The 20,114-nt window shown below is 32.8% G+C and carries 19 protein-coding genes; all 19 read left to right on the forward strand.

The window, feature by feature from the left end; all coding sequences use genetic code 11:
• The first annotated feature begins 16 nt into the window (after positions 1-16).
• The 19 genes from ACHRVZ_RS04730 (at position 17) to ACHRVZ_RS04820 (ending at position 20,104) form a co-directional block, all read left to right on the forward strand.
• Positions 17-982, forward strand: coding sequence for a stage II sporulation protein M (locus ACHRVZ_RS04730; protein WP_395421031.1), 966 nt, complete (start codon positions 17-19; stop codon positions 980-982).
• Complete coding sequence (locus ACHRVZ_RS04735; RefSeq protein ID WP_395421032.1) at positions 982-1,932, forward strand: hypothetical protein; 951 nt, start codon at positions 982-984, stop codon at positions 1,930-1,932. The genes ACHRVZ_RS04730 and ACHRVZ_RS04735 overlap by 1 nt, the downstream gene beginning before the upstream one ends.
• Positions 1,925-2,698, forward strand: coding sequence for a DUF4129 domain-containing protein (locus tag ACHRVZ_RS04740; protein WP_395421033.1), 774 nt, complete (start codon positions 1,925-1,927; stop codon positions 2,696-2,698). Before ACHRVZ_RS04735 ends, ACHRVZ_RS04740 begins: the two co-directional genes overlap by 8 nt.
• On the forward strand, positions 2,691-3,905 hold the full coding sequence (locus ACHRVZ_RS04745) for a DUF4350 domain-containing protein (protein WP_395421034.1): 1,215 nt from the start codon (positions 2,691-2,693) through the stop codon (positions 3,903-3,905). Before ACHRVZ_RS04740 ends, ACHRVZ_RS04745 begins: the two co-directional genes overlap by 8 nt.
• A 99-nt stretch (positions 3,906-4,004) precedes the next feature.
• Positions 4,005-5,018: an AAA family ATPase gene (locus tag ACHRVZ_RS04750; RefSeq protein WP_395421035.1), complete on the forward strand. Its 1,014-nt coding sequence runs from the start codon at positions 4,005-4,007 to the stop codon at positions 5,016-5,018.
• Positions 5,019-5,162: 144 nt separating this feature from the next.
• The gene (locus tag ACHRVZ_RS04755; RefSeq protein ID WP_395421293.1) at positions 5,163-6,449 is read left to right on the forward strand and encodes a DUF58 domain-containing protein; all 1,287 of its coding nucleotides are present in this window, start codon (positions 5,163-5,165) and stop codon (positions 6,447-6,449) included.
• Positions 6,450-6,667: 218 nt separating this feature from the next.
• Entirely contained in the window at positions 6,668-7,753 is a 1,086-nt protein-coding gene (locus ACHRVZ_RS04760; RefSeq protein WP_395421036.1) for a phosphoglyceromutase, read from the forward strand.
• Positions 7,754-7,795: 42 nt separating this feature from the next.
• The gene (locus ACHRVZ_RS04765) at positions 7,796-8,728 is read left to right on the forward strand and encodes a DUF2167 domain-containing protein (protein ID WP_395421037.1); all 933 of its coding nucleotides are present in this window, start codon (positions 7,796-7,798) and stop codon (positions 8,726-8,728) included.
• Between the two features lie 206 nt (positions 8,729-8,934).
• Entirely contained in the window at positions 8,935-9,726 is a 792-nt protein-coding gene (locus ACHRVZ_RS04770; protein ID WP_395421038.1) for a TrmH family RNA methyltransferase, read from the forward strand.
• Between the two features lie 16 nt (positions 9,727-9,742).
• Complete coding sequence (locus ACHRVZ_RS04775) at positions 9,743-11,281, forward strand: serine hydrolase (RefSeq protein WP_395421039.1); 1,539 nt, start codon at positions 9,743-9,745, stop codon at positions 11,279-11,281.
• A 168-nt stretch (positions 11,282-11,449) separates the two neighbouring features.
• The gene (locus tag ACHRVZ_RS04780) at positions 11,450-13,669 is read left to right on the forward strand and encodes a RelA/SpoT family protein (protein WP_395421040.1); all 2,220 of its coding nucleotides are present in this window, start codon (positions 11,450-11,452) and stop codon (positions 13,667-13,669) included.
• Between the two features lie 88 nt (positions 13,670-13,757).
• Positions 13,758-14,216, forward strand: a complete 459-nt coding sequence (locus tag ACHRVZ_RS04785; RefSeq protein ID WP_026981862.1) for a Fur family transcriptional regulator — start codon at positions 13,758-13,760, stop codon at positions 14,214-14,216.
• 97 nt (positions 14,217-14,313) lie between these two features.
• Positions 14,314-15,585, forward strand: a complete 1,272-nt coding sequence (locus ACHRVZ_RS04790) for an adenylosuccinate synthase (protein ID WP_395421041.1) — start codon at positions 14,314-14,316, stop codon at positions 15,583-15,585.
• Positions 15,586-15,641: 56 nt separating this feature from the next.
• On the forward strand, positions 15,642-16,223 hold the full coding sequence (locus ACHRVZ_RS04795; protein ID WP_395421042.1) for an NUDIX domain-containing protein: 582 nt from the start codon (positions 15,642-15,644) through the stop codon (positions 16,221-16,223).
• Between the two features lie 17 nt (positions 16,224-16,240).
• Positions 16,241-16,750 (forward strand): DUF4348 domain-containing protein, encoded by a 510-nt coding sequence (locus tag ACHRVZ_RS04800; protein WP_395421043.1) that lies wholly within the window; start codon positions 16,241-16,243, stop codon positions 16,748-16,750.
• Between the two features lie 6 nt (positions 16,751-16,756).
• The gene (locus tag ACHRVZ_RS04805; protein WP_395421044.1) at positions 16,757-17,089 is read left to right on the forward strand and encodes a hypothetical protein; all 333 of its coding nucleotides are present in this window, start codon (positions 16,757-16,759) and stop codon (positions 17,087-17,089) included.
• Between the two features lie 231 nt (positions 17,090-17,320).
• Complete coding sequence (locus ACHRVZ_RS04810) at positions 17,321-17,728, forward strand: hypothetical protein (RefSeq protein ID WP_395421045.1); 408 nt, start codon at positions 17,321-17,323, stop codon at positions 17,726-17,728.
• 89 nt (positions 17,729-17,817) lie between these two features.
• Complete coding sequence (locus ACHRVZ_RS04815) at positions 17,818-18,690, forward strand: L,D-transpeptidase (RefSeq protein ID WP_395421046.1); 873 nt, start codon at positions 17,818-17,820, stop codon at positions 18,688-18,690.
• A 274-nt stretch (positions 18,691-18,964) separates the two neighbouring features.
• Complete coding sequence (locus ACHRVZ_RS04820) at positions 18,965-20,104, forward strand: FAD-dependent oxidoreductase (RefSeq protein WP_395421047.1); 1,140 nt, start codon at positions 18,965-18,967, stop codon at positions 20,102-20,104.
• Positions 20,105-20,114 lie beyond the last annotated feature (10 nt).

Raw genomic sequence — 20,114 nt, forward strand, 5'->3', positions numbered from 1 at the left:
TATATTTTAGCCTTCAATGAGAGAAGTTGCATTCATAAAACAAAATAAAGAAAAATGGCTGGAATTCGAGCTAGCTATTTTTGGTAAAGCTAAAAAAAATCCTGATGAGTTAGCTAATTTGTACATTCAAATGATGAATGACTTGTCGTATGCGCAAACGTATTACCCAAAAAGTAAGACTGTTATTTACTTAAATCACCTCGCATCGCAGATTTATCAGAAGATTTACAAGACCAAACGTACCGAAAAAAATAGATTTCTGGAGTTTTTTAAAACAGAAGTACCATTGCTGGTTTACGAATACAAACGCTATTTACTGTATGCTTTTGTATCCTTTTTTTTAACAGTTGCAATTGGTGTTCTTTCAGCAAAATACGATCAAAATTTTGTTCGATTAATCTTGGGAGACTACTACGTCAATATGACTTTAGAAAATATTAAGAAAGGTAATCCTATGGCCGTTTACGGTTCTTCCACAAACTGGGGCAGTTTTATAAGTATCACAATCAATAATTTAAAAGTAGGTTCGCTATGTTACATCTACGGTATTTTTGGTGGGATTGGTACTTTTTATATTTCGTTACAAAATGGTATTATGCTCGGATCTTTTCAATACTTCTTTTATGAGCAAGGTGTTTTCTGGAAAAGTGTTCGCGGAATTTGGATTCACGGCGCAATGGAAATTTTTGCCATTGTAATCGAAACTACTGCCGGATTTATTCTGGGAGCTTCTATCTTATTTCCGAAAACTTTTTCAAGAATGAATTCGTTTAAAATTGGTTTCAAGAATAGTTTTAAAATCTTCCTGAGTACATTTCCTTTTACTATTAGTGCCGGCTTTCTTGAAGGTTTTATAACCCGATATTCGATTGATATGCCAAATTGGTTAAGCAGTTTTATTATTTTACTTACATTAGGGATAATTTCATTTTACTATTTAGTTTATCCTTTTATTGTTCACAAAAAAACAACTTCACGATAATGTTTGAACTGTACAAAAAACGAGAATTGGGAGACAATATCGTTGATACTTTTACTTTTTTTAAAATCTTTGGAAAACACTTTTTCAAGATCTTTTTCATTATCAATGGCGTTTTTCTCCTTGTTATGGGCATATTGGTGTATTGGTTCTTGAAAATTAATTTTCAGGTTGTATTTGACAATAATTTAGGCGAAGCCAAACCCAATTATCTTTTAAATTACTTTAATGACAGTTATGGTTTTTTAGCTGGTTTTATAGTTCTTTTTATTCTCATAATATTAGTTTTAGCATTATTTAATTCTTCTTATCCAATTGTGTATTTAAAATTGATAGAAAAAAACAAGACAAATGATTTTACCTTAAATGATGTCATAACCGGATTTAGACAAAACCTTTGGAAGATTCTAAAATTTTGCATTGGCTTGATATTCATTATTGTTCCGGTTTTATTTATTTCGATAGTTTTAATGTTTCTGCTTTGTTTTGTTTTAATAGGCTTCCCGCTTTTATTAATTGCAATACCTACTTTCTTTACATGGGTAAACTTTTGCTTTTATAGTTACTTAACAGAAGAAATGAGTTTTTTTCAATCTATAAATCATGCTTATCATTTAGTGAAAGAAAATTTCTGGACCACAATTGGAACAACTTTTTTAGTAATGATTATAATTCAAATGATTCAGGGATCTATAACTATGTTTTTGTATTTCATTGGGATATTCGTGTTTTTCATTTCGGCATTAGGAAACCCTAATTTTGATGTAAAACCATTTGATGGTTCTCCAATTCTACTCATTTTCATCTCATTATTATTTATTTTAATATTTGCATTAAGTAATATCTTTAGTAATATGATGACGGTAAACCAGGGAATAATTTATTATAGTTTGGGTGCTGAAGACAAAATGTCGACCAGCGAAATTGAATTAATCGGAACTGATAATGAATAAAATCCTCATCATTCTATCTTTTATTTTATTCTCTGGCATTACATATGCTCAGGATACTTTGGCAACGACTGAACCGCCAAAAATATCTTCAGTAAAATACACTGAGAAAGATATTCAGGTTGATTCAAGTACTGTAGAAGTAAAAACATTTTCTAAAGACTTCAAGAAAAAATATACTGGTCCCGATTTTGTTTACGAACAAAAAGCTCCGGAAAAAGGCTTATGGCAACGTTTTATGGAATGGCTCGCAGGGCTTTTCGAACGTTTATTTCACTTTGATAGTGCGGAATCCTCATTCAGTTTTGTCTCAATTCTTGTAAAAACAGTAGCCGTTTTAATTATCATTTTTGTGATTTACTTAATCGTAAAAGCAGTTATTAATAAAGAAGGTCAATGGATTTTTGGAAAAAATGCCAACAAAAGAAACCTCTACTATTCTGATATCGAAAAGAATATTCATCTTTTAGATTTTGACAAATTGATTAAAGAGAGCATTCAATCAGGAGAAAGAAGAATTGCGATTCGTTATTATTACCTATGGCTTTTAAAAGTTATGGCGCAAAATCATTATATCGAATGGGACATCGAAAAAACCAATTCTGATTATTTGTATGAACTTCAAAGACCCGTTCATAAAGAAGAGTTTACCTATCTCTCCTACTTGTACAATTATATTTGGTACGGCGAATTTGAAATTGATGAAACTACATTTAAAAAGGCCGAAAACAGATTTAAGAATGCCATAAAAACCTTTAGCAATGAGTAAAACACTTAAAATTTATATTGCTGTTCTGGTTTTTATTCTAGCATTAGTTTTAATAGCAGATCACGACCAGCCAAAACCTATTGATTGGCGACCAACTTATTCTGTCAATGACAAAATTCCATACGGATTATATGTTTTTGACAAAGAAATCAATGGCATTTTTAAGACCAAAGTTGAGCGCATTTCAACTATGACACCGTACGAGTATTTAGATTCAAAATATGACGAAGATACACTGGTGGAAAACTATAAAATAAAAGGCACTTTTATAAACATATCTGAATCAAATGCGATTGACGAACAATCTATTAAAGAGATTTTTTATTTTGTATCGCACGGAAACAATGCTTTTTTGAGCATGAAAACCTTTCCTCGCTATTTATTAGATAGTTTAAAAATCGAAGTAAACTCAGATTTCCAAGGTGCTTCTGATACTCAGGTTTGGCTGGCTAACAAAAAAATGAAAGCCCGAAAATATAGTTTCCCGGAAACCATAGAAGATTATTTTTCTAAAATTGATACCGCAAATACGATCGTTTTAGGCTATCAGGGAAAGCTATCAAATAAAAAAATCATTAACCAACACGTCAATTATATTAAGGTTCCTTATAGACAAGGATATTTCTATTTGCATACGCAGCCAGTTGCTTTTACAAACTTTCATTTATTAAAAGATAAAAATTATCAATATGCCGAAAGTGTTTTATCCTATTTACCAAAAGGCGACATTTTTTGGTATACAAAAGGACAAAATAATGAAAGCATTTCTGAGTCACCTTTGCGTTACATTTTTAGTCAGTCTGGATTAAAATGGGCATGGCTTTTCTTTTTAATCGGAATGTTGATTTTTATCATTTTTAACGCCAAACGAAAACAGCGTATTGTTCCGATATTAAAACCACTGCCAAATTTAACAGTTGATTTCACTAAAACCATCGGGAATTTATATTATCAGGAAGGTGATCATCAAAATCTTATCGATAAAAAAATCATTTACTTTTTAGAGAAAATCAGAAATGAATATTTAATTGACACCACAAAACTAGATGATAATTTTATTCAAAAACTGCATCATAAAACAGGTAAAAACGTAACTAATATTCAAGAACTTGTATATTTGATCAACGAACACCGAAAAAGTTATCATGGCAGTCTTGAAGAAGATTTAATTAGAATTAATAACGCTATCGAAAAAATTTTAAATTAAAAAGATTAACATAGATTAAAAGTATAAAAATGATTTTTAAAATCTGTGAGAATCATTCTAATCTGTGGAAAAAAAACAAATAAGAAAACATACCAAACTATGGACGATATCAATACAACAGCAACCGAAATCACAAATGAAAATGTGAATTTTGAAACCAGAATAAATCTGACTCCACTTTTAGATCATGTAAGTGAGATTAAAAAAGAACTCGAAACCGTAATTGTAGGTCAACATAAAATGGTTGATCAGCTTTTGGTTGCCATTTTATCAAACGGACACGTTTTACTTGAAGGTGTTCCGGGAGTTGCCAAAACGATTACTGCAAAATTATTGTCTAAAACGCTGAATATTGGCTTTAGCCGAATTCAATTTACGCCGGATTTAATGCCATCTGATATTTTAGGAACTTCAATTTTTAATTTAAAAAATTCTGAATTTGAGTTTAAAAAAGGTCCGATTTTCTCTAATTTAATTTTAATTGATGAGATCAATCGTGCTCCTGCTAAAACACAAGCAGCACTTTTTGAGGTTATGGAAGAGCGTCAAATTACAATTGACGGATCAGCTTATCAGCTTGAAACTCCGTTTTTAGTTATTGCGACACAAAACCCAATCGAACAAGAAGGTACGTATCGTTTGCCTGAGGCACAATTAGACCGTTTTTTATTCAAAATAACAATTGATTATCCAAAATTAAACGAAGAAATTTTAATCATACAAAGAGAGCATTTACTGCAAGATCATGGAAAATTAGAAGCTATTAAAACGATACTTTCTGCAGCTGAAATAAAAGAATATCAAGCTTTAGTAAAACAAATTAGAGTTGAGCAAAATTTACTTGAATACATTGCCCGAATTGTCGTAAACACACGCGAAAATGCCTTTTTGTATCTAGGAGCTTCTCCTCGTGCTTCGATCGCGATTCTAAATGCAGCCAAAGGTTTTGCTGCCATTCGCGGACGCGATTTTGTAACTCCTGAAGATATTAAAGAAGCTGCAATTCCGGTTTTACAACATCGTGTAATTGTCGCTCCGGAACGTGAAATGGAAGGAATTACGAGTTCTGAAATCATCAAACAAATTATTGAAACAGTAGAAATTCCTAGATAATTGTGAATTGTAAATGGTTAATTATAAATGTTTAAACTTTATATATTGACTGGGAACGTGAAACTTGAAACTATAAAGAAACCTGAAACAAAATAAAAATTGAAATTTATAAAAAGTCTTTACCTAAATAACTTCTTTTTCTATATGCTTCTGGGCATTATTGGACTGTTTGTTTGTGCTTTTATTTTTCCGAATTTATACAATGCTGTTTGGTTTATTGTTTTGATTTTAATTACCTTTCTTGGTCTCGATATTTTAATTTTATATCTAACAAAAACAGGAGTTGAAGCAGAAAGAAATACACCTGAGAAGCTTTCGAATGGAGATCTAAATCCTGTGACGATCAGCATAAAAAATCATTACACCTTCAAAATTTCTATTAAGATAATTGACGAAATTCCGTTTCAGTTTCAAGTGCGTGATTTCAAAATTGAAAAAACAATTAAAGCTTCTGAGCAAAAAGAAATTGGTTACGATTTACGTCCAACAGAACGCGGTGAATACTATTTTGGCTATTTGAATGTTTATGTTTCTTCGCCTTTAAAACTAATTTCAAGAAGATTCTCATTCGATAAAGATCAAATGGTGCCAACATATCCCTCTTACATTCAATTGAGAAAATATGATTTATTGGCTTTTTCGAATAATTTGTATCAATATGGAATAAAAAAGATTCGTCGAATTGGTCATACAATGGAATTTGAACAAATTAAAGAATATGTTCAGGGCGATGATCTTAGAACTTTAAACTGGAAAGCTACCGCAAAGAAAAACGCTTTGATGGTCAACCAATTTCAGGATGAAAAATCGCAGTCAGTTTATATGGCAATTGACAAAGGCCGCTCAATGCAAATGCCTTTTGATGGTTTGAGTTTACTCGATTATGCGATTAATTCGACTTTGGTTTTATCCAACGTAATTCTAAAAAAACAAGATAAAGCAGGTATTTTTTCTTTCTCTAAAAAAGTAGAAAACAGAGTTTTTGCAGAGAAAAGATCTTCTCAGATGCAAAAAATTCTGGAAACGTTGTACAACATCAAAACTGACTTTTTCGAGAGTGATTACAGCCGTCTGTATGTTGATATCAAGAAAAACATCAACCAGAGAAGTTTGATTATTTTGTATACCAACTTTGAAACGATGGATGGTTTGAACCGACAATTACCTTATTTAAAAGGAATTGCAAAGAGTCATTTATTAGTTGTTGTTTTCTTTAGTAATACTGAATTGAATGCGATTATCAATAAAAAAACAGATACCATTCAGGAAATCTACGATAAAGTTATTGCCGAAAAATTCATGTTCGAAAAGCGCTTAATCGCCAATGAATTGAAGAAATACGGAATACATTCGGTTTTAACGCAGCCTGAGAATTTGACTCTGGACGCGATTAATAAATATTTGGAAATTAAAGCGAGAGGAATTTTGTAAAAGTTGTGAAATGTTTTTTGTGAAATGTAAAATGAAACAGAAATCAGAAACCTTACTATTTATAAATGACTGATTAAAGAGTTTTATCTTTCATTAATCGCAAGCCAAATCTTTATCTTTTACAAACATTATGAAAACATCAAATTCTTACTATAAATAAAAATAGTCAAAAAAAACTTTGAACCTTTGTTTCTCACAACCTTTGTAACTTCTAAAAAATGAAAAAAATAATTCTAATCACATTCGTTTTTACCAGCTTTTTGTCTCACGCGCAAAAAACAGAAAACATTATCATTATCACCACAGATGGTTTTCGATGGCAAGAAGTTTTTAAAGGAATAGATCCTGCAATTGCCAACGATAAAAAATTCAATCAGGGCGACAGTACTTATATTTATAAAAAATATTCCAGTGCTGATTTCAAGGAATCCCGCAAAAAGATCATGCCTTTTTTATGGTCTGAAATTGCTGCGAAAGGGCAAATTTATGGCAATCGTGATTTAGGAAATAAAGTAGATGTTTCAAATCCGTATTGGTTCAGTTATCCCGGATATAGCGAAATCATGACTGGAAATGTTGATGTTGCGGTAAACTCCAATGGTTATAAAGCGAATCCAAATGTTAATGTTTTGGAGTTTTTAAACCAACAATCGAAACTAAAAGGAAAAGTTGCCGCATTTGGCGCCTGGGATGCTTTTGATCGAATTTTAAATGAGCAAAGAAGCGGTTTTCCAGTGATTTCTGCCTTTGACAATGTTGGCGGAAATAAACCAACAGCAACTCAAAAGTTACTCAATGAAATGCGTAATAATTCATTCAAACCTTTTCATGAAGATGAATGTCTGGATGTTTTTACCCATTATCAAGCATTGGACGAACTGAAAACCAAGAAACCAAAAGTACTTTATATCGCTTATGGCGAAACAGACGAATGGGCACATCATGGACATTACAGATCGTATCTTGATGCAGCAAATCAGGTCGATAAATGGATTGCAGCAATTTGGGATTTTGTACAAAATGACCCTCAATACAAAAACAAAACAACGTTATTAATTACTGTTGATCATGGCCGCGGTGATAAAACAAAAGCACAATGGACAGATCACGGCTCTGATGTTGTTGGTGCTTCTCAAATTTGGTTTGCTGCAATTGGACCAGAAATTGCTGCAAAAGGCGAAATAAAAACAGATTCTCAACTGTACCAAAAACAAATTGCGCAAACCATCGCTAAAATTATGGGATATACTTTTACAACAGATCATCCTGTAGCAAACGAGATTTCTCAAGTACTCGAAAAATAAATTAACAACCTTAAATAAACCAACCAAAACCAATCTACTAAAATGAAAAAAACCTTATTAGTTCTATTATTATCCGCTTTTTTTATTCCAAAAATAGCAGCTCAAAATTCAGATACTCTTGTGGCATATTATGAGAATATCGAAAAATCATTAAAATACGAATCAGGAAAAATTACTTTACCGGAAGGAGATGGAACGCTAAATGTTCCTAAAGGATTTAAATTTTTGAATGCAACGCAAACTCAAGACGTTTTAAGTAATTTATGGGGTAATCCCGAAGACAAAACTGTTTTAGGATCACTTGTTCCTGACGGTAAAGGTGTAACACACGCAAACAGTTGGATGTTTGTAATTAGCTATCAGGGAGATGGTTTTGTAAAAGATGATGACGCAGGCGATATCGACTATGATGATTTACTTAAGACCATGAAAGAAGACGTTCAGGCAGAAAATGAAGAACGTAAAAAAGGTGGTTATCCAGAAGTTCAATTAATTGGATGGGCTTCCAAACCCTATTATGATAACACTTTAAAAGTATTACACTGGGCAAAAGAATTAAAATTTGGTAAGGATGAAGCCAATACTTTAAATTATGATTTAAGAGTTTTAGGCAGAAAAGGAATGTACAACATTTCGGCAGTAGCTGGAATGGATGAACTTGCGGAAGTAAAAGCGAGTATTCCAGGAATCTTAAAAAGTATAAAATTCAATGACGGACACAAATATTTAGATTTCGATGCTGATACTGATACCGTTGCGGCCTGGACTATTGGAGGATTAGTAGCAGGAAAAGTTTTAGCAAAAGTAGGATTCTTTGCTATCATTGCTAAATTCGGAAAAATCATATTCTTGGCAATCGCTGCAGCTTTTGCAGGGTTAAGAAAATTTTTATTCGGCAAAAAAGATCAAGTTACAACAAGACCTCAGGAAGAAGAAACAGCACTTTTAGAAGAAAACACTCCTAAAGAAGAATAGTTTTTTTGCCACGAATTACACCAATTTCCGTGAATTAGTTTTTGCTTCAATGCGAGTAAAAATTAAGGGAAATTCGTGTAATTCGTGGCAAAATTTTTTAACCGTACATAAAGAAAACCTCTGGACCTTTGCATCTATGTCTCTTTGCCTCTTTTTTAAAAAAATCTCAGTACCTTAGCGCCTTAGAACCTTAGTAGCTTAAAAAAATGAAACAAATTACTTCAGTACAAAATCCGTTTATAAAATCGCTCGTATTATTACAAGAAAAGGCGAAAGCCAGAAAACAAACCGGAACATTTTTGATTGAAGGCTTACGCGAAATTTCATTAGCAATAAAAGGCGGTTACGAAATAGAAACGGTTTTATTTTTACCGGAATTAGTAACTGAAAATCAGATTAATAAATTGGTAAAAAACCCAGTTCCATTAATTGAGATCAACAAAGAAGTTTACCAAAAATTGGCTTATCGAGATACTACAGAAGGTATTTTGGCAATAGCTAAAACCAAATCAATGTCATTAGCTGATTTAAAATTATCTGATAATCCGCTGATTTTAGTAGCAGAAGCTCCCGAAAAACCAGGGAATATTGGTGCACTTTTACGAACCGCAGATGCTGCAAATCTTGATGCCGTATTAATTGCCAATCCAAAAAGTGATTTATACAATCCAAATATAGTTCGCTCAAGCGTAGGATGTTTGTTTACAAACCAAATTGCAACAGGAACTACAGCAGAAATCATTGCTTTTTTAAAAGAAAAAAAGATTGATTTTTACTGCGCTACATTACAAAATTCAACTTCTTATCATACACAAGACTTTACTACGCCAACCGCTTTGGTTGTAGGTACAGAAGCCACAGGATTAACGCAGGATTGGCGCGATGCCGCTACTCAAAATATCATTATACCTATGCAGGGCGAAATCGACAGCATGAATGTCTCTGTCGCAGCTGCTATTTTAATTTTTGAAGCCAAACGTCAACGAGGATTTAATTAAACCAAAACTTTAAATTATGAATTACAAATTATCTCTTTTAGCATTATTATTTAGTTTTTCCGTTTCGGCACAAATAACCAATCAAGAAGTAGATGAGTTGGTAAATCGCACTATAAAAGCTTTTGATGTTCCCGGAATTGCTGTTGCAATTGTAAAAGACGGAAAAGTAGTTTTGGCAAAAGGCTATGGCGTAAAATCGGTTATCACACAACAAAAAGTAGACGCTAACACATTATTCGGAATTGCATCAAACAGTAAAGCTTTTACATCTGCGGCTCTTGCAATGTTGGTGGATGAAGGCAAAATAAAATGGGACGATAAAGTGGTAAAATATCTTCCGGATTTTAAAATGTATGATGATTTTGTAACACGTGAATTTACTATTCGTGATTTATTAACGCACAGAAGCGGACTTGGACTTGGTGCCGGAGATTTAATGATTTGGCCTGACGGAAGCGATTTTAAAGCCCAAGACATCATTCATAATTTAAGATATTTAAAACCGGTTTCGAGCTTTAGAACCAAATACGATTATGATAATTTAATGTACATTATCGCGGGCGAAATTGTGCATGTTGTAAGTGGTAAAACCTGGGCTGACTTTGTTGAAGAACGCATCATGAAACCTCTTGAAATGAATAATAGTGTCGCATCTGTAAAACGATTAAAAGATACTACAAACGTAATTACACCACACGTTCCGCTTGATGGAAAACTAAAAACCATAAAGCGTTACGAAAATCAGCTTTTTGATGGAGCAGCCGGAATTTATTCAAGTGTAAACGATTTGAGTAAATGGGCTATTATACAAATCAATAACGGAAAATACGGTGACAACAAACAATTGTTTTCTGAAAAAGAACACGATGAAATGTGGCAATTGCAAACGATAATTCCAACAAAAACAAGACCTCCATATAACACTCATTTTAACGGATATGGTTTAGGGTGGTTTCTAAATGATGTAAAAGGATACAAACAAGTTTCGCACACAGGCGGTTTAGAAGGAAATGTAACGCAAACGACTTTGATTCCGGAATTAGGATTAGGGATTATTGTTTTGACAAATCAGCAATCCGGAGCGGCTTTTAGCGCAATTACAAATACAATTAAGGACAGTTATTTAGGTATTAAATCGGATGATTATGTAACCGTTTACAGTAACCGAATGAAAGCCAACGAAGAATCAGCTGATAAAGTTACTGATGAAGTTTGGGCAACTGTTGCTAAAAACAAAAAAGATAAAGTAAAAACTGATTTTTCTAAAATTACAGGAACTTACAGAGACAATTGGTTTGGAGAAGTTACTATTATAGAGAAAAAAGGAAAAGTATATTTTGCTTCAAAACGTTCGCCCCAATTAGCTGGTGAAGTCTTTTTCTATAAAGATGGAAACTATGTTGTAAAATGGAATAATGCTTTTTTTCACGCAGATGCACATTTACTTTTTAAATACGATGAAAACGGAAAAGTCATCAACTTAAAAATGCTTCCGATTTCTGAGTTAACTGATTTTAGTTACGATTTTCAGGATCTGGATTTTTCGAAAGAGTAATTTTTGTTTCAGGTTTCAAGTTTCAGGTCAAAAACTGAGTGTGAAAACAGCGCTTAAAAACTTAAAACCTGAAACCTGAAACAAAATAATTTCATTCTAAAATCAACCCTCTATTCCCTTGTGTATATATTTTTTTTTTCCTATTTTTAGTACTTGAACTATGCCGTTATGATAGAAATAGATATTGAAAAAGAAAATAAAGCAATTGCGCAAGAGTATAAAGAATTACTTCGAATCAGTTATCAGACTTTAAGCCCAACCGACAAAAAACTTATACGTAAAGCATTTGATGTTGCCGTTGATGCTCATAAAGAGCAAAGACGAAAATCTGGCGAAGCGTATATCTTTCATCCTATTGCAGTTGCGAAAATTGTTGCCTCCGAAATTGGTTTGGGAGCGACCTCTATTGCCGCGGCTTTATTGCATGATGTTGTAGAAGATACTCCAATGACGGTTGAAGACATTGAACGTTTGTTCAATCCAAAAGTGGCTCAATTGGTCGAAGGTTTGACTAAAATTTCATTGGTTCAAAAAGACCTGAATGCTTCAATGCAGGCAGAGAATTTTAGAAAAATGATCCTGACTTTGAACGACGATGTTCGCGTAATTTTAATAAAATTAGCGGATCGTTTGCACAATATGCAAACAATGGATTCGATGGCAGAATACAAACAAACTAAAATTGCCTCAGAAACACTTTATATCTATGCTCCTCTCGCCCATCGTTTAGGTCTTTATAATATTAAAACTAAGTTGGAGGATTTAGGATTAAAATATACTGAACCGGCCGTTTACAATGATATTGTAAGCAAGATTAGAGAAACTAAAGAAGAGCAGGATGCTTATATCAAAGACATTTCTGATGTTTTAAAGAAATCTTTAGATAGTGAAGGTATCGATTATATTATAAAAGGTCGTCCGAAATCTATTTATTCGATTCGCCGAAAAATGCGTGCTCAAAATGTGAGTTTTGACGAAGTTTATGACAAATTTGCCTTAAGAATTGTTTACAAATCAGATCCGCACGACGAAAAGTTTGTGGCATGGAAAATCTATTCGATCGTAACAGATCATTACAGACCAAGTCCAAGCCGTTTGCGTGACTGGATTTCATCTCCAAAATCAACAGGATACGAAGCTTTGCACATTACCGTTATGGGACCAAAAGGCCGCTGGGTTGAAGTGCAAGTTCGAAGCGAACGTATGGATGAAATTGCTGAAAAAGGTTATGCAGCACATTACAAATATAAAAATGGCGCGAACGAAGAAAGCGGCTTAGATGTTTGGTTGAATTTACTTCGCGAAGCATTAGAAAATCAAGAAACCAATGCGGTTGATTTTGTCGAAGATTTTAAAATGAATTTATATTCAAAAGAAATCTTTGTCTTTACTCCAAAAGGAGAAATCAAATCGTTGCCAAAAGGCGCCACATCTCTTGACTTTGCCTTTAGTATTCACTCTGAGATTGGAATTAAAACCAGAGGAACGCGTGTAAACGGGCGTTTGGTTCCGTTAAATCATGAATTAAAAAGTGGAGATCAGGTCGAAGTAATTACTTCTGCCAACCAAAAACCAACGGTAAACTGGTTGGAGTATGTAACTACTTCGAGAGCGAAAAATAAAATTAAAAATGTTCTTAACGAGAATACCAAGAAAATTGCTGAAGAAGGAAAAGAATTACTTACCAGAAAACTTAAGCATTTAAAAATAACAATTAGCGAACAAGTAATCAATGAATTGGTTAACTTTTTCAAACTTAAAACCAGTTTAGATTTATTTTACAGAGTTGGAATTGGTGCGATCGAAAATCAGCAATTAAAAGATTACGCAGCTCAAAAAAGCAACTCGTTTATTAATTTCTTTAAAAATAAAATTAAAAGAAATAAAGATACCGCAGACGACGATATTCATAAACCGGTAATCAGTAGTAATTATGACATGTTGGTTTTTGGGACGGAACATGATAAACTCGATTATAAACTTTCGCCATGCTGTAACCCAATTCCGGGAGATGATGTTTTTGGTTTCGTAACTATAAACGAGGGAATTAAAGTGCATAAAAAGGATTGTCCGAACGCAATAGGAATGCAATCTAACTATGCATATCGTATTATGAGTGCCAAATGGATTGACTCTTCTCAAGAAGAATTCAAAGCCATTATCAACATTACAGGAATGGATGTTTTGGGACTTACAAATCAATTAACCAGAGTGATATCGAACAATATGAGCGTAAATATTCAGAGCATTTCGTTGAGTACAGATGCTGGAATTTTTCATGGGCAGATTGCAGTTATTGTTCAAAATAATACGATTTTGAAAAAAATGATCAATGCGATTAAAAAAATTGATGGAGTTGATAAAGTTACCAGAGAATATAGAACCTAACTTTTTAACCTATCTATAAGGGTTTTATAACTAAACTTTAAACACGAAACTTTTATTCATTAAAAATAAAAAATTATCTTTGCCGGATATGACACTCATTTCAACTGACAACACTAAGAATCAAGAAATTGTAAAAAATGTATTTACAATGTATCTTGAACAAAAAGGGCATCGCAAAACTCCTGAGCGTTATGCTATACTTCAGGAAATTTACGATAGCGAAGAACATTTTGATATAGAAAACCTTTATATCAAGATGAAAAACAAGAACTATCGTGTGAGTAGAGCAACTTTATACAACACGATTGAGTTACTGTTAGACTGCGCTTTGGTTAGAAAACATCAATTTGGGCAAAATCAGGCTTACTACGAAAAATCGTATTTTGACAAACAACACGATCACATTATCATGACTGATTCTGGTGAAGTGATTGAATTTTGCGATCCAAGAATTCAAACCATCAAAAAAACAATCGAAGAAATATTTGATATCGAAATTACGAATCACTCACTTTATTTCTACGGAAACAAAAAGCAAAAACAATAATCCCGAAAAGGTATTATTTACAAAATAAAAAAAAAAGAAAATTAACTACATTAATCAGTAGGGCAACTCAAATTGCCTCAACGCAAATTAAAACAGAATGACGGTAGATTTATTACTAGGATTACAATGGGGAGATGAAGGTAAAGGGAAAATTGTTGACGTTCTTACCTCAAATTATGATATCATTGCACGTTTTCAAGGAGGACCAAACGCAGGACATACATTAGAATTTGACGGAATTAAACACGTACTTAGAACCATTCCTTCAGGAATTTTTCATAAAAAATCAATAAACATCATCGGAAATGGTGTTGTAATAGATCCTGTAGTTTTTCAAAAAGAAATTGAAGGTTTAGAGAAATTCAACCTTGACATCAAAAGTAAATTGATCATTTCGAGAAAAGCACATTTAATCTTACCAACACACCGTTTATTAGATGCAGCATCTGAAGCATCTAAAGGAAAAGCAAAAATTGGTTCTACATTAAAAGGAATTGGTCCAACTTACATGGACAAAACTGGTAGAAACGGATTGCGTGTTGGAGATATCGAATTAGAAGATTTCAAAGAGCGTTACAGAGCATTGGCAGACAAGCATGAAGCTATGATTGCTTTTTATGATGTAGCGATTCAATACAACTTAGCTGAACTTGAAAAAGAGTTTTTTGAAGCTATCGAAGAATTAAAAAAATTAGATTTTATTGACAGTGAAGAATATATGTACCAAGCTCAAAAAGCTGGTAAATCTATTTTATGCGAAGGAGCTCAAGGTTCTTTATTAGATGTTGATTTCGGAACTTATCCTTTCGTAACTTCATCAAATACTACAGCTGCCGGAGCTTGTACTGGTTTAGGAATTGCTCCTAATAAAATCAAAGAAGTTTACGGAATTTTTAAAGCATACGTTACACGTGTTGGTAGCGGACCTTTCCCAACTGAACTTTTTGACGAAGTTGGTGCTACAATGGCAAGAGTTGGAAACGAATTTGGATCTGTTACAGGAAGACAAAGACGTTGCGGATGGTTAGACTTAGTAGCTCTTAAATATGCTGTTCAGGTAAACGGAGTAACTCAATTAATGATGATGAAAGGCGACGTTCTTTCTGGATTCGAAACTTTAAAAGTATGTACTGAGTACAACTATAAAGGACAAAATATCTCTCACTTTCCTTATAACATCGAGCCAGAAAATGTGACTCCTATTTATAAAGAATTTAAAGGATGGCAAGCTGATTTAACTGGAATGACCACTTACGATCAATTGCCTACAGAGTTAAAAGAATATATTGAATTTATTGAAGCTGAAGTTGGTGTGCCAATCAAGATTGTATCTGTTGGGCCAGACAGAAAGCAAACGATAACAAAATAACAATCTCTAAACGCTCTGATAATCAGGGCGTTTTTTTATACAAATTTATTTGCCTTATGAAAAATCCGGAAATAAAAATTACCGAAACTTCTTTACTATCAGACAATTGGTATATCTTAAACAAGGTAACTTTCAGCTATCAAAAAGAAAACGAAAAAATACAAACTCATGTCCGTGAAGTTTATGATCGCGGAAACGGAGCTGGAATTTTATTATTCAACACTACAAAAAAAACAGTTATTTTAACCCGACAATTTCGTTTACCGACTTTCCTTAACGGAAATAAAAGCGGAATGATGATTGAGGTTTGCGCCGGACTTTTGGACCAGGATAATCCTGAACAAGCTATTATTCGCGAAACCGAAGAAGAAACTGGATATCGTTTAAGCAAAGTACAAAAAGTGGTAGAAACTTATATGTCGCCAGGTGCTGTAACAGAGATCTTATATCTTTTTGTTGGAGAGTATGACGAAAGCATGAAAGTAAGCGAAGGCGGCGGATTAGCTTCTGAACAAGAAAACATTCAAGTTCTTGAATATACTTTTGACGAAGCTTATGCTATGATTGAATCTGGCGAAATTACAGATGCCAAAACTATTATCTTATTACAGCATGCTAAAATTAAAGGTCTGATTTAATTTATTTTCAAAAGATCATGAATCCAAAGCCAGCAATTTCACTTTTATTGCTTTCATTTTTATTTGTAAACTGCAAAAATGAAAGCATCAAGCCAGACAATAAGAGACTTGAAAAACCGAAAGTCGAAAATATTAAAATTAAAAAACCAGCTTCAAAAATCGCTGACGAAAATTTTGAAGACTTCTTAAAAGATTTCAGTCGTGATTCTCTTTTTCAAATTAGCAGAGTAAAATTCCCATTGAAAGTCAAAGAAATTGACTTAGAAAGTATGGAAGAAATAAAGGAAAACAAGTCAGGATTTAAAGAAAGAACTATTTCAAAGTCTGAATATACAAAACTAGATTTCACTTACCCTAAAGATGCATTAACTAGAGAGCTTGATCGATACAGTCAGAAGAATATATTAAAAAACAATCTAATGAATGTTGAGATTAGAGGAATTGATAATGGAATTTACTCAGATTTTTATTTTGAAAAAATAAACGGAAAATGGTTTTTGAAATCTTGGAAAGAACAATCGACTTAAAGTTTTATGAAAAACCAAATCAATTTCTGGCAAGAATTCGCAAAACAAACTAATGGCACTTTTAAAGAAGGCTATTCATGGCGTTCAGACTCAAACACAATTGACTACAAAAATTGGAAAATTATTTTTGACAATTACACATTATGGTCTGGTAAATACAGCACTCAAATGACTCGAGTTGTAGCCCCCATTACTTTTACAGATAATTTAAATTTGAAATCTATCGCGAAGGATTTGTCCGGAAAATTGAAAAACTTTTTGGAGCTCAGGATATTGAGATTGGTTATCCAGAATTTGACAAAGCTTTTACAATTAAAAGCAATAATGAGTTTAAAATAAAATCATTATTACGAAATAAAGAAATTAGAAATCTGCTCGAATCTCAAAAAGAGGTTAATATTCAAATTTCGCATCAAAAAGGAATCTGGGAAGGAGAACTGCCGGAAAACGAATTTGAACTATCGTATTATATAGATGGCGAAATTGATGATATGGAAATTTTAAAATCTGTACTTAAGGTCTTTAAATTAATTCTCGACGAATTAAAGGAAATAAAATCTATAGTTTAATATGGAAGCAGAAAATATTGGAGCATACAAATCTCCTGAGAAAAAGCATGCATTTGATTTTATTTTTGAAGGAGAGATTCGTTTTGGACCACCTTATTTTCAAATCAAGTTAGATGGACTAATTTTAAAGAATAAAATTTTCGGTTTTGAATTTAAATGGCACCCCGAATCCAAATATTTAGCACTACAAGAATGGTTAACTACTGATTATCAAAAAGGTCCCATTACAATATTAACTATTATAAATTTAGAAAACAGAAAAATTGCCCAAATGTCAAGAACAGATAAAGGTTTTATAAAACCTTTAAAATTTGACGATAACAAGATTATTTTTGAAAAAGAATATTTTGAATCAGGAAATAAAATTGAATATGAAATCAAATTAGAGGAAATAAAAAATTGGGAATAAAAAAATGAAAATCAAATAACCAAATCAGTAAATTGTGTAATTCGTTTAAGTATTTAAAAAATAACTTTACTATTATAAAAATTCGATTTATGAGAAAGTTATATTACACATCAAACATCTTACTATTGGTTGTTTTAGTTCTGATAAGTTCTTGCAAAAAGAACGAAGCGAATGAAACTAAAGCAAAGCCTAGAAAAACAATTGAGCATATAAAGCCCAAATCAATATCTTACCATTTCGAAAAAACGAAAGAATGGCTGAAATCAAATGAAGCAGATAGTATTAAACTTCGTATTGCATACGCTCTAAATAGAACTGATAAATCACATTTCGCCAAAATGGATTCAGTCGTTATTCCAGCTGATTTTACGGGTGATTTAGTTTATTATCTTCCCTTTCCTTTGCACGTTAAATCCTTAGAAGAAGTTACGAAAGTGATCATTTTCTCTTATCCTGCGCAAACCTTTGCCGCTTACGAAAACGGCGAACTTGTTTATACTGGCCCAACAAATATGGGTAGAAAAAAGGATCCTACTCCAACTGGATTATTTTTCACCAATTGGAAAGCTGAAAAAACAACCAGCACTTTTAATGACGAATGGGACTTAAAATGGAATTTTAATATTGAGAATAAATTGGGTGTTGGTTTTCATCAATATGAGCTTCCGGGATATCCAGCGTCGCATTCTTGCCTAAGATTACAAGAAAATGATGCGAAGTATCTTTATAAATGGGCTAATGAATGGATCTTGAAAGATCGAGAAAATGTTAAAGTAAAAGGAACTCCAGTTGTCGTTTTTGGAAAATATAATTTTGATGGACCAAAACCGTGGTTTGAGTTAGTCAAAAATCCAAAAGCGCTGGATATTTCTGAAGCCGAAATAGAAACCCAAACCCAACCTTTTATACAAGCAATTTTGGAAAATCAGAAATTAAGAGAAGCCGAAACTTCTGCTCCATAAAATATTCTATAAAAAGAAAGTTGTATCACTAAGATGAGCCAAAATCATTTGTTAAATGGTTTGGCTCATCTTTTTTTTTAAGGCAATACTTTTAAACAAACCCTTTACCAAATCATGATTAACCAAACCACTAGGGCCAGAAACAATTCAATCATACCTTATCACAACCTTAACCTTAAAAGCTTATAATTTTTATTTTTTTTAATAATGAATAAACGTTCATTTATTATTTATATATTTGCGGTCAAATTAACCACATTTACTTAAGTAAGACATGAGCAATTCACTAATAAAAGATAAAAAAATCGTCATCATTGGCGGCGGGCCGGTTGGTTTAACAACAGCTAGAATTTTACAAATCAATGGTGCCGACGTAACCGTATACGAAAGAGACATCAACGCACAAGCCAGAACTTCAGGAGGAACACTTGACATACATTCGGATTCAGGACAGAAGGCGATTCAAAAAGCGGAACTAATGGACGAATTTTATCGCTACGCAAGACCAACAGGCGAAAAAATGGCTGATATGCATGGAAACATAACTGCTGAGGAAATGCCAAACGAAGAAAATGCATATTTTCGTCCGGAAATTGATCGCAATGATTTAAGAAAAATCATGCTCGAAAATCTTCAGGAAAACACTGTTGTTTGGGACAGCCATTTAACTCATATTGAAAAGATAGCCGATCAATATCATTTAGAATTTAAAAATGGCACCAAAATAATTGCTGATTTTGTGATTGTGGCCAACGGCGGAAGATCAAATGCCCGAAAATTTGTTACTGATAAAGAAACTCAACTTTCTGGAACCTATATTATTCAGGGCGAAATTGCAAATCCGGACCTAGATTATCCTGATTTCAAACCTAAATACGGTAACGGAAATGTGATGGCCATGGGAGAACAAAAAATGTTTTACACGCACACTTTACGTGATGGTTCTGTCCATTTTGGCGTTTCGTTTAAAGCAAATGAAAATTGGATTTTAAACAATAATCTTGATTTTGAAGATAATACATCTATAAGAACTTTTTTGAATGAGACTTTTGAAAATTGGGGAGACGACTATAAAAACCTCTTTTCAGCGTCAACAGATTTTTCAGGATTGCCGCCGCGATTATTTTCTTTAGAAGATTCTTGGAAAGAACATTCAAATATTACGCTTGTAGGCGATGCAGCACACTTAATGCCTCCATTTGCAGGCGAAGGTGTAAATATGGGTTTAATGGATGCGTTTCAATTAACAGAAAACTTAACCAACGGAAAATTCGAAACAATTGACGCAGCGATTGCAGATTATGAGCAAAAAATGTTTGGGTATGCATTAGAAGCGCAACATATGACCTATAAAATGGAACAATTATTACATTCAGATGTTTCGACTGAAGATATTTTGAATAGTAGGTTTTAATAATTTATAA

It is taken from the genome of Flavobacterium sp. FlaQc-57, assembly GCF_044007395.1.
Classification (GTDB): domain Bacteria; phylum Bacteroidota; class Bacteroidia; order Flavobacteriales; family Flavobacteriaceae; genus Flavobacterium.

Excerpts from the sequence above, each read along its gene's own strand:
- ACHRVZ_RS04765 (WP_395421037.1), top strand. The coding sequence starts at position 7,796 with ATGAAAAAAACCTTATTAGTTCTATTATTATCCGCTTTTTTTATTCCA.
- ACHRVZ_RS04750 (WP_395421035.1), top strand. The coding sequence starts at position 4,005 with ATGGACGATATCAATACAACAGCAACCGAAATCACAAATGAAAATGTG.
- ACHRVZ_RS04780 (WP_395421040.1), top strand. The coding sequence starts at position 11,450 with ATGATAGAAATAGATATTGAAAAAGAAAATAAAGCAATTGCGCAAGAG.
- ACHRVZ_RS04730 (WP_395421031.1), top strand. The coding sequence starts at position 17 with ATGAGAGAAGTTGCATTCATAAAACAAAATAAAGAAAAATGGCTGGAA.
- ACHRVZ_RS04760 (WP_395421036.1), top strand. The coding sequence starts at position 6,668 with ATGAAAAAAATAATTCTAATCACATTCGTTTTTACCAGCTTTTTGTCT.
- ACHRVZ_RS04805 (WP_395421044.1), top strand. The coding sequence starts at position 16,757 with ATGAAAAACCAAATCAATTTCTGGCAAGAATTCGCAAAACAAACTAAT.
- ACHRVZ_RS04785 (WP_026981862.1), top strand. The coding sequence starts at position 13,758 with ATGACACTCATTTCAACTGACAACACTAAGAATCAAGAAATTGTAAAA.
- ACHRVZ_RS04770 (WP_395421038.1), top strand. The coding sequence starts at position 8,935 with ATGAAACAAATTACTTCAGTACAAAATCCGTTTATAAAATCGCTCGTA.
- ACHRVZ_RS04735 (WP_395421032.1), top strand. The coding sequence starts at position 982 with ATGTTTGAACTGTACAAAAAACGAGAATTGGGAGACAATATCGTTGAT.
- ACHRVZ_RS04790 (WP_395421041.1), top strand. The coding sequence starts at position 14,314 with ATGACGGTAGATTTATTACTAGGATTACAATGGGGAGATGAAGGTAAA.
- ACHRVZ_RS04815 (WP_395421046.1), top strand. The coding sequence starts at position 17,818 with ATGAGAAAGTTATATTACACATCAAACATCTTACTATTGGTTGTTTTA.
- ACHRVZ_RS04820 (WP_395421047.1), top strand. The coding sequence starts at position 18,965 with ATGAGCAATTCACTAATAAAAGATAAAAAAATCGTCATCATTGGCGGC.
- ACHRVZ_RS04745 (WP_395421034.1), top strand. The coding sequence starts at position 2,691 with ATGAGTAAAACACTTAAAATTTATATTGCTGTTCTGGTTTTTATTCTA.
- ACHRVZ_RS04755 (WP_395421293.1), top strand. The coding sequence starts at position 5,163 with ATGCTTCTGGGCATTATTGGACTGTTTGTTTGTGCTTTTATTTTTCCG.
- ACHRVZ_RS04775 (WP_395421039.1), top strand. The coding sequence starts at position 9,743 with ATGAATTACAAATTATCTCTTTTAGCATTATTATTTAGTTTTTCCGTT.
- ACHRVZ_RS04800 (WP_395421043.1), top strand. The coding sequence starts at position 16,241 with ATGAATCCAAAGCCAGCAATTTCACTTTTATTGCTTTCATTTTTATTT.
- ACHRVZ_RS04810 (WP_395421045.1), top strand. The coding sequence starts at position 17,321 with ATGGAAGCAGAAAATATTGGAGCATACAAATCTCCTGAGAAAAAGCAT.
- ACHRVZ_RS04740 (WP_395421033.1), top strand. The coding sequence starts at position 1,925 with ATGAATAAAATCCTCATCATTCTATCTTTTATTTTATTCTCTGGCATT.
- ACHRVZ_RS04795 (WP_395421042.1), top strand. The coding sequence starts at position 15,642 with ATGAAAAATCCGGAAATAAAAATTACCGAAACTTCTTTACTATCAGAC.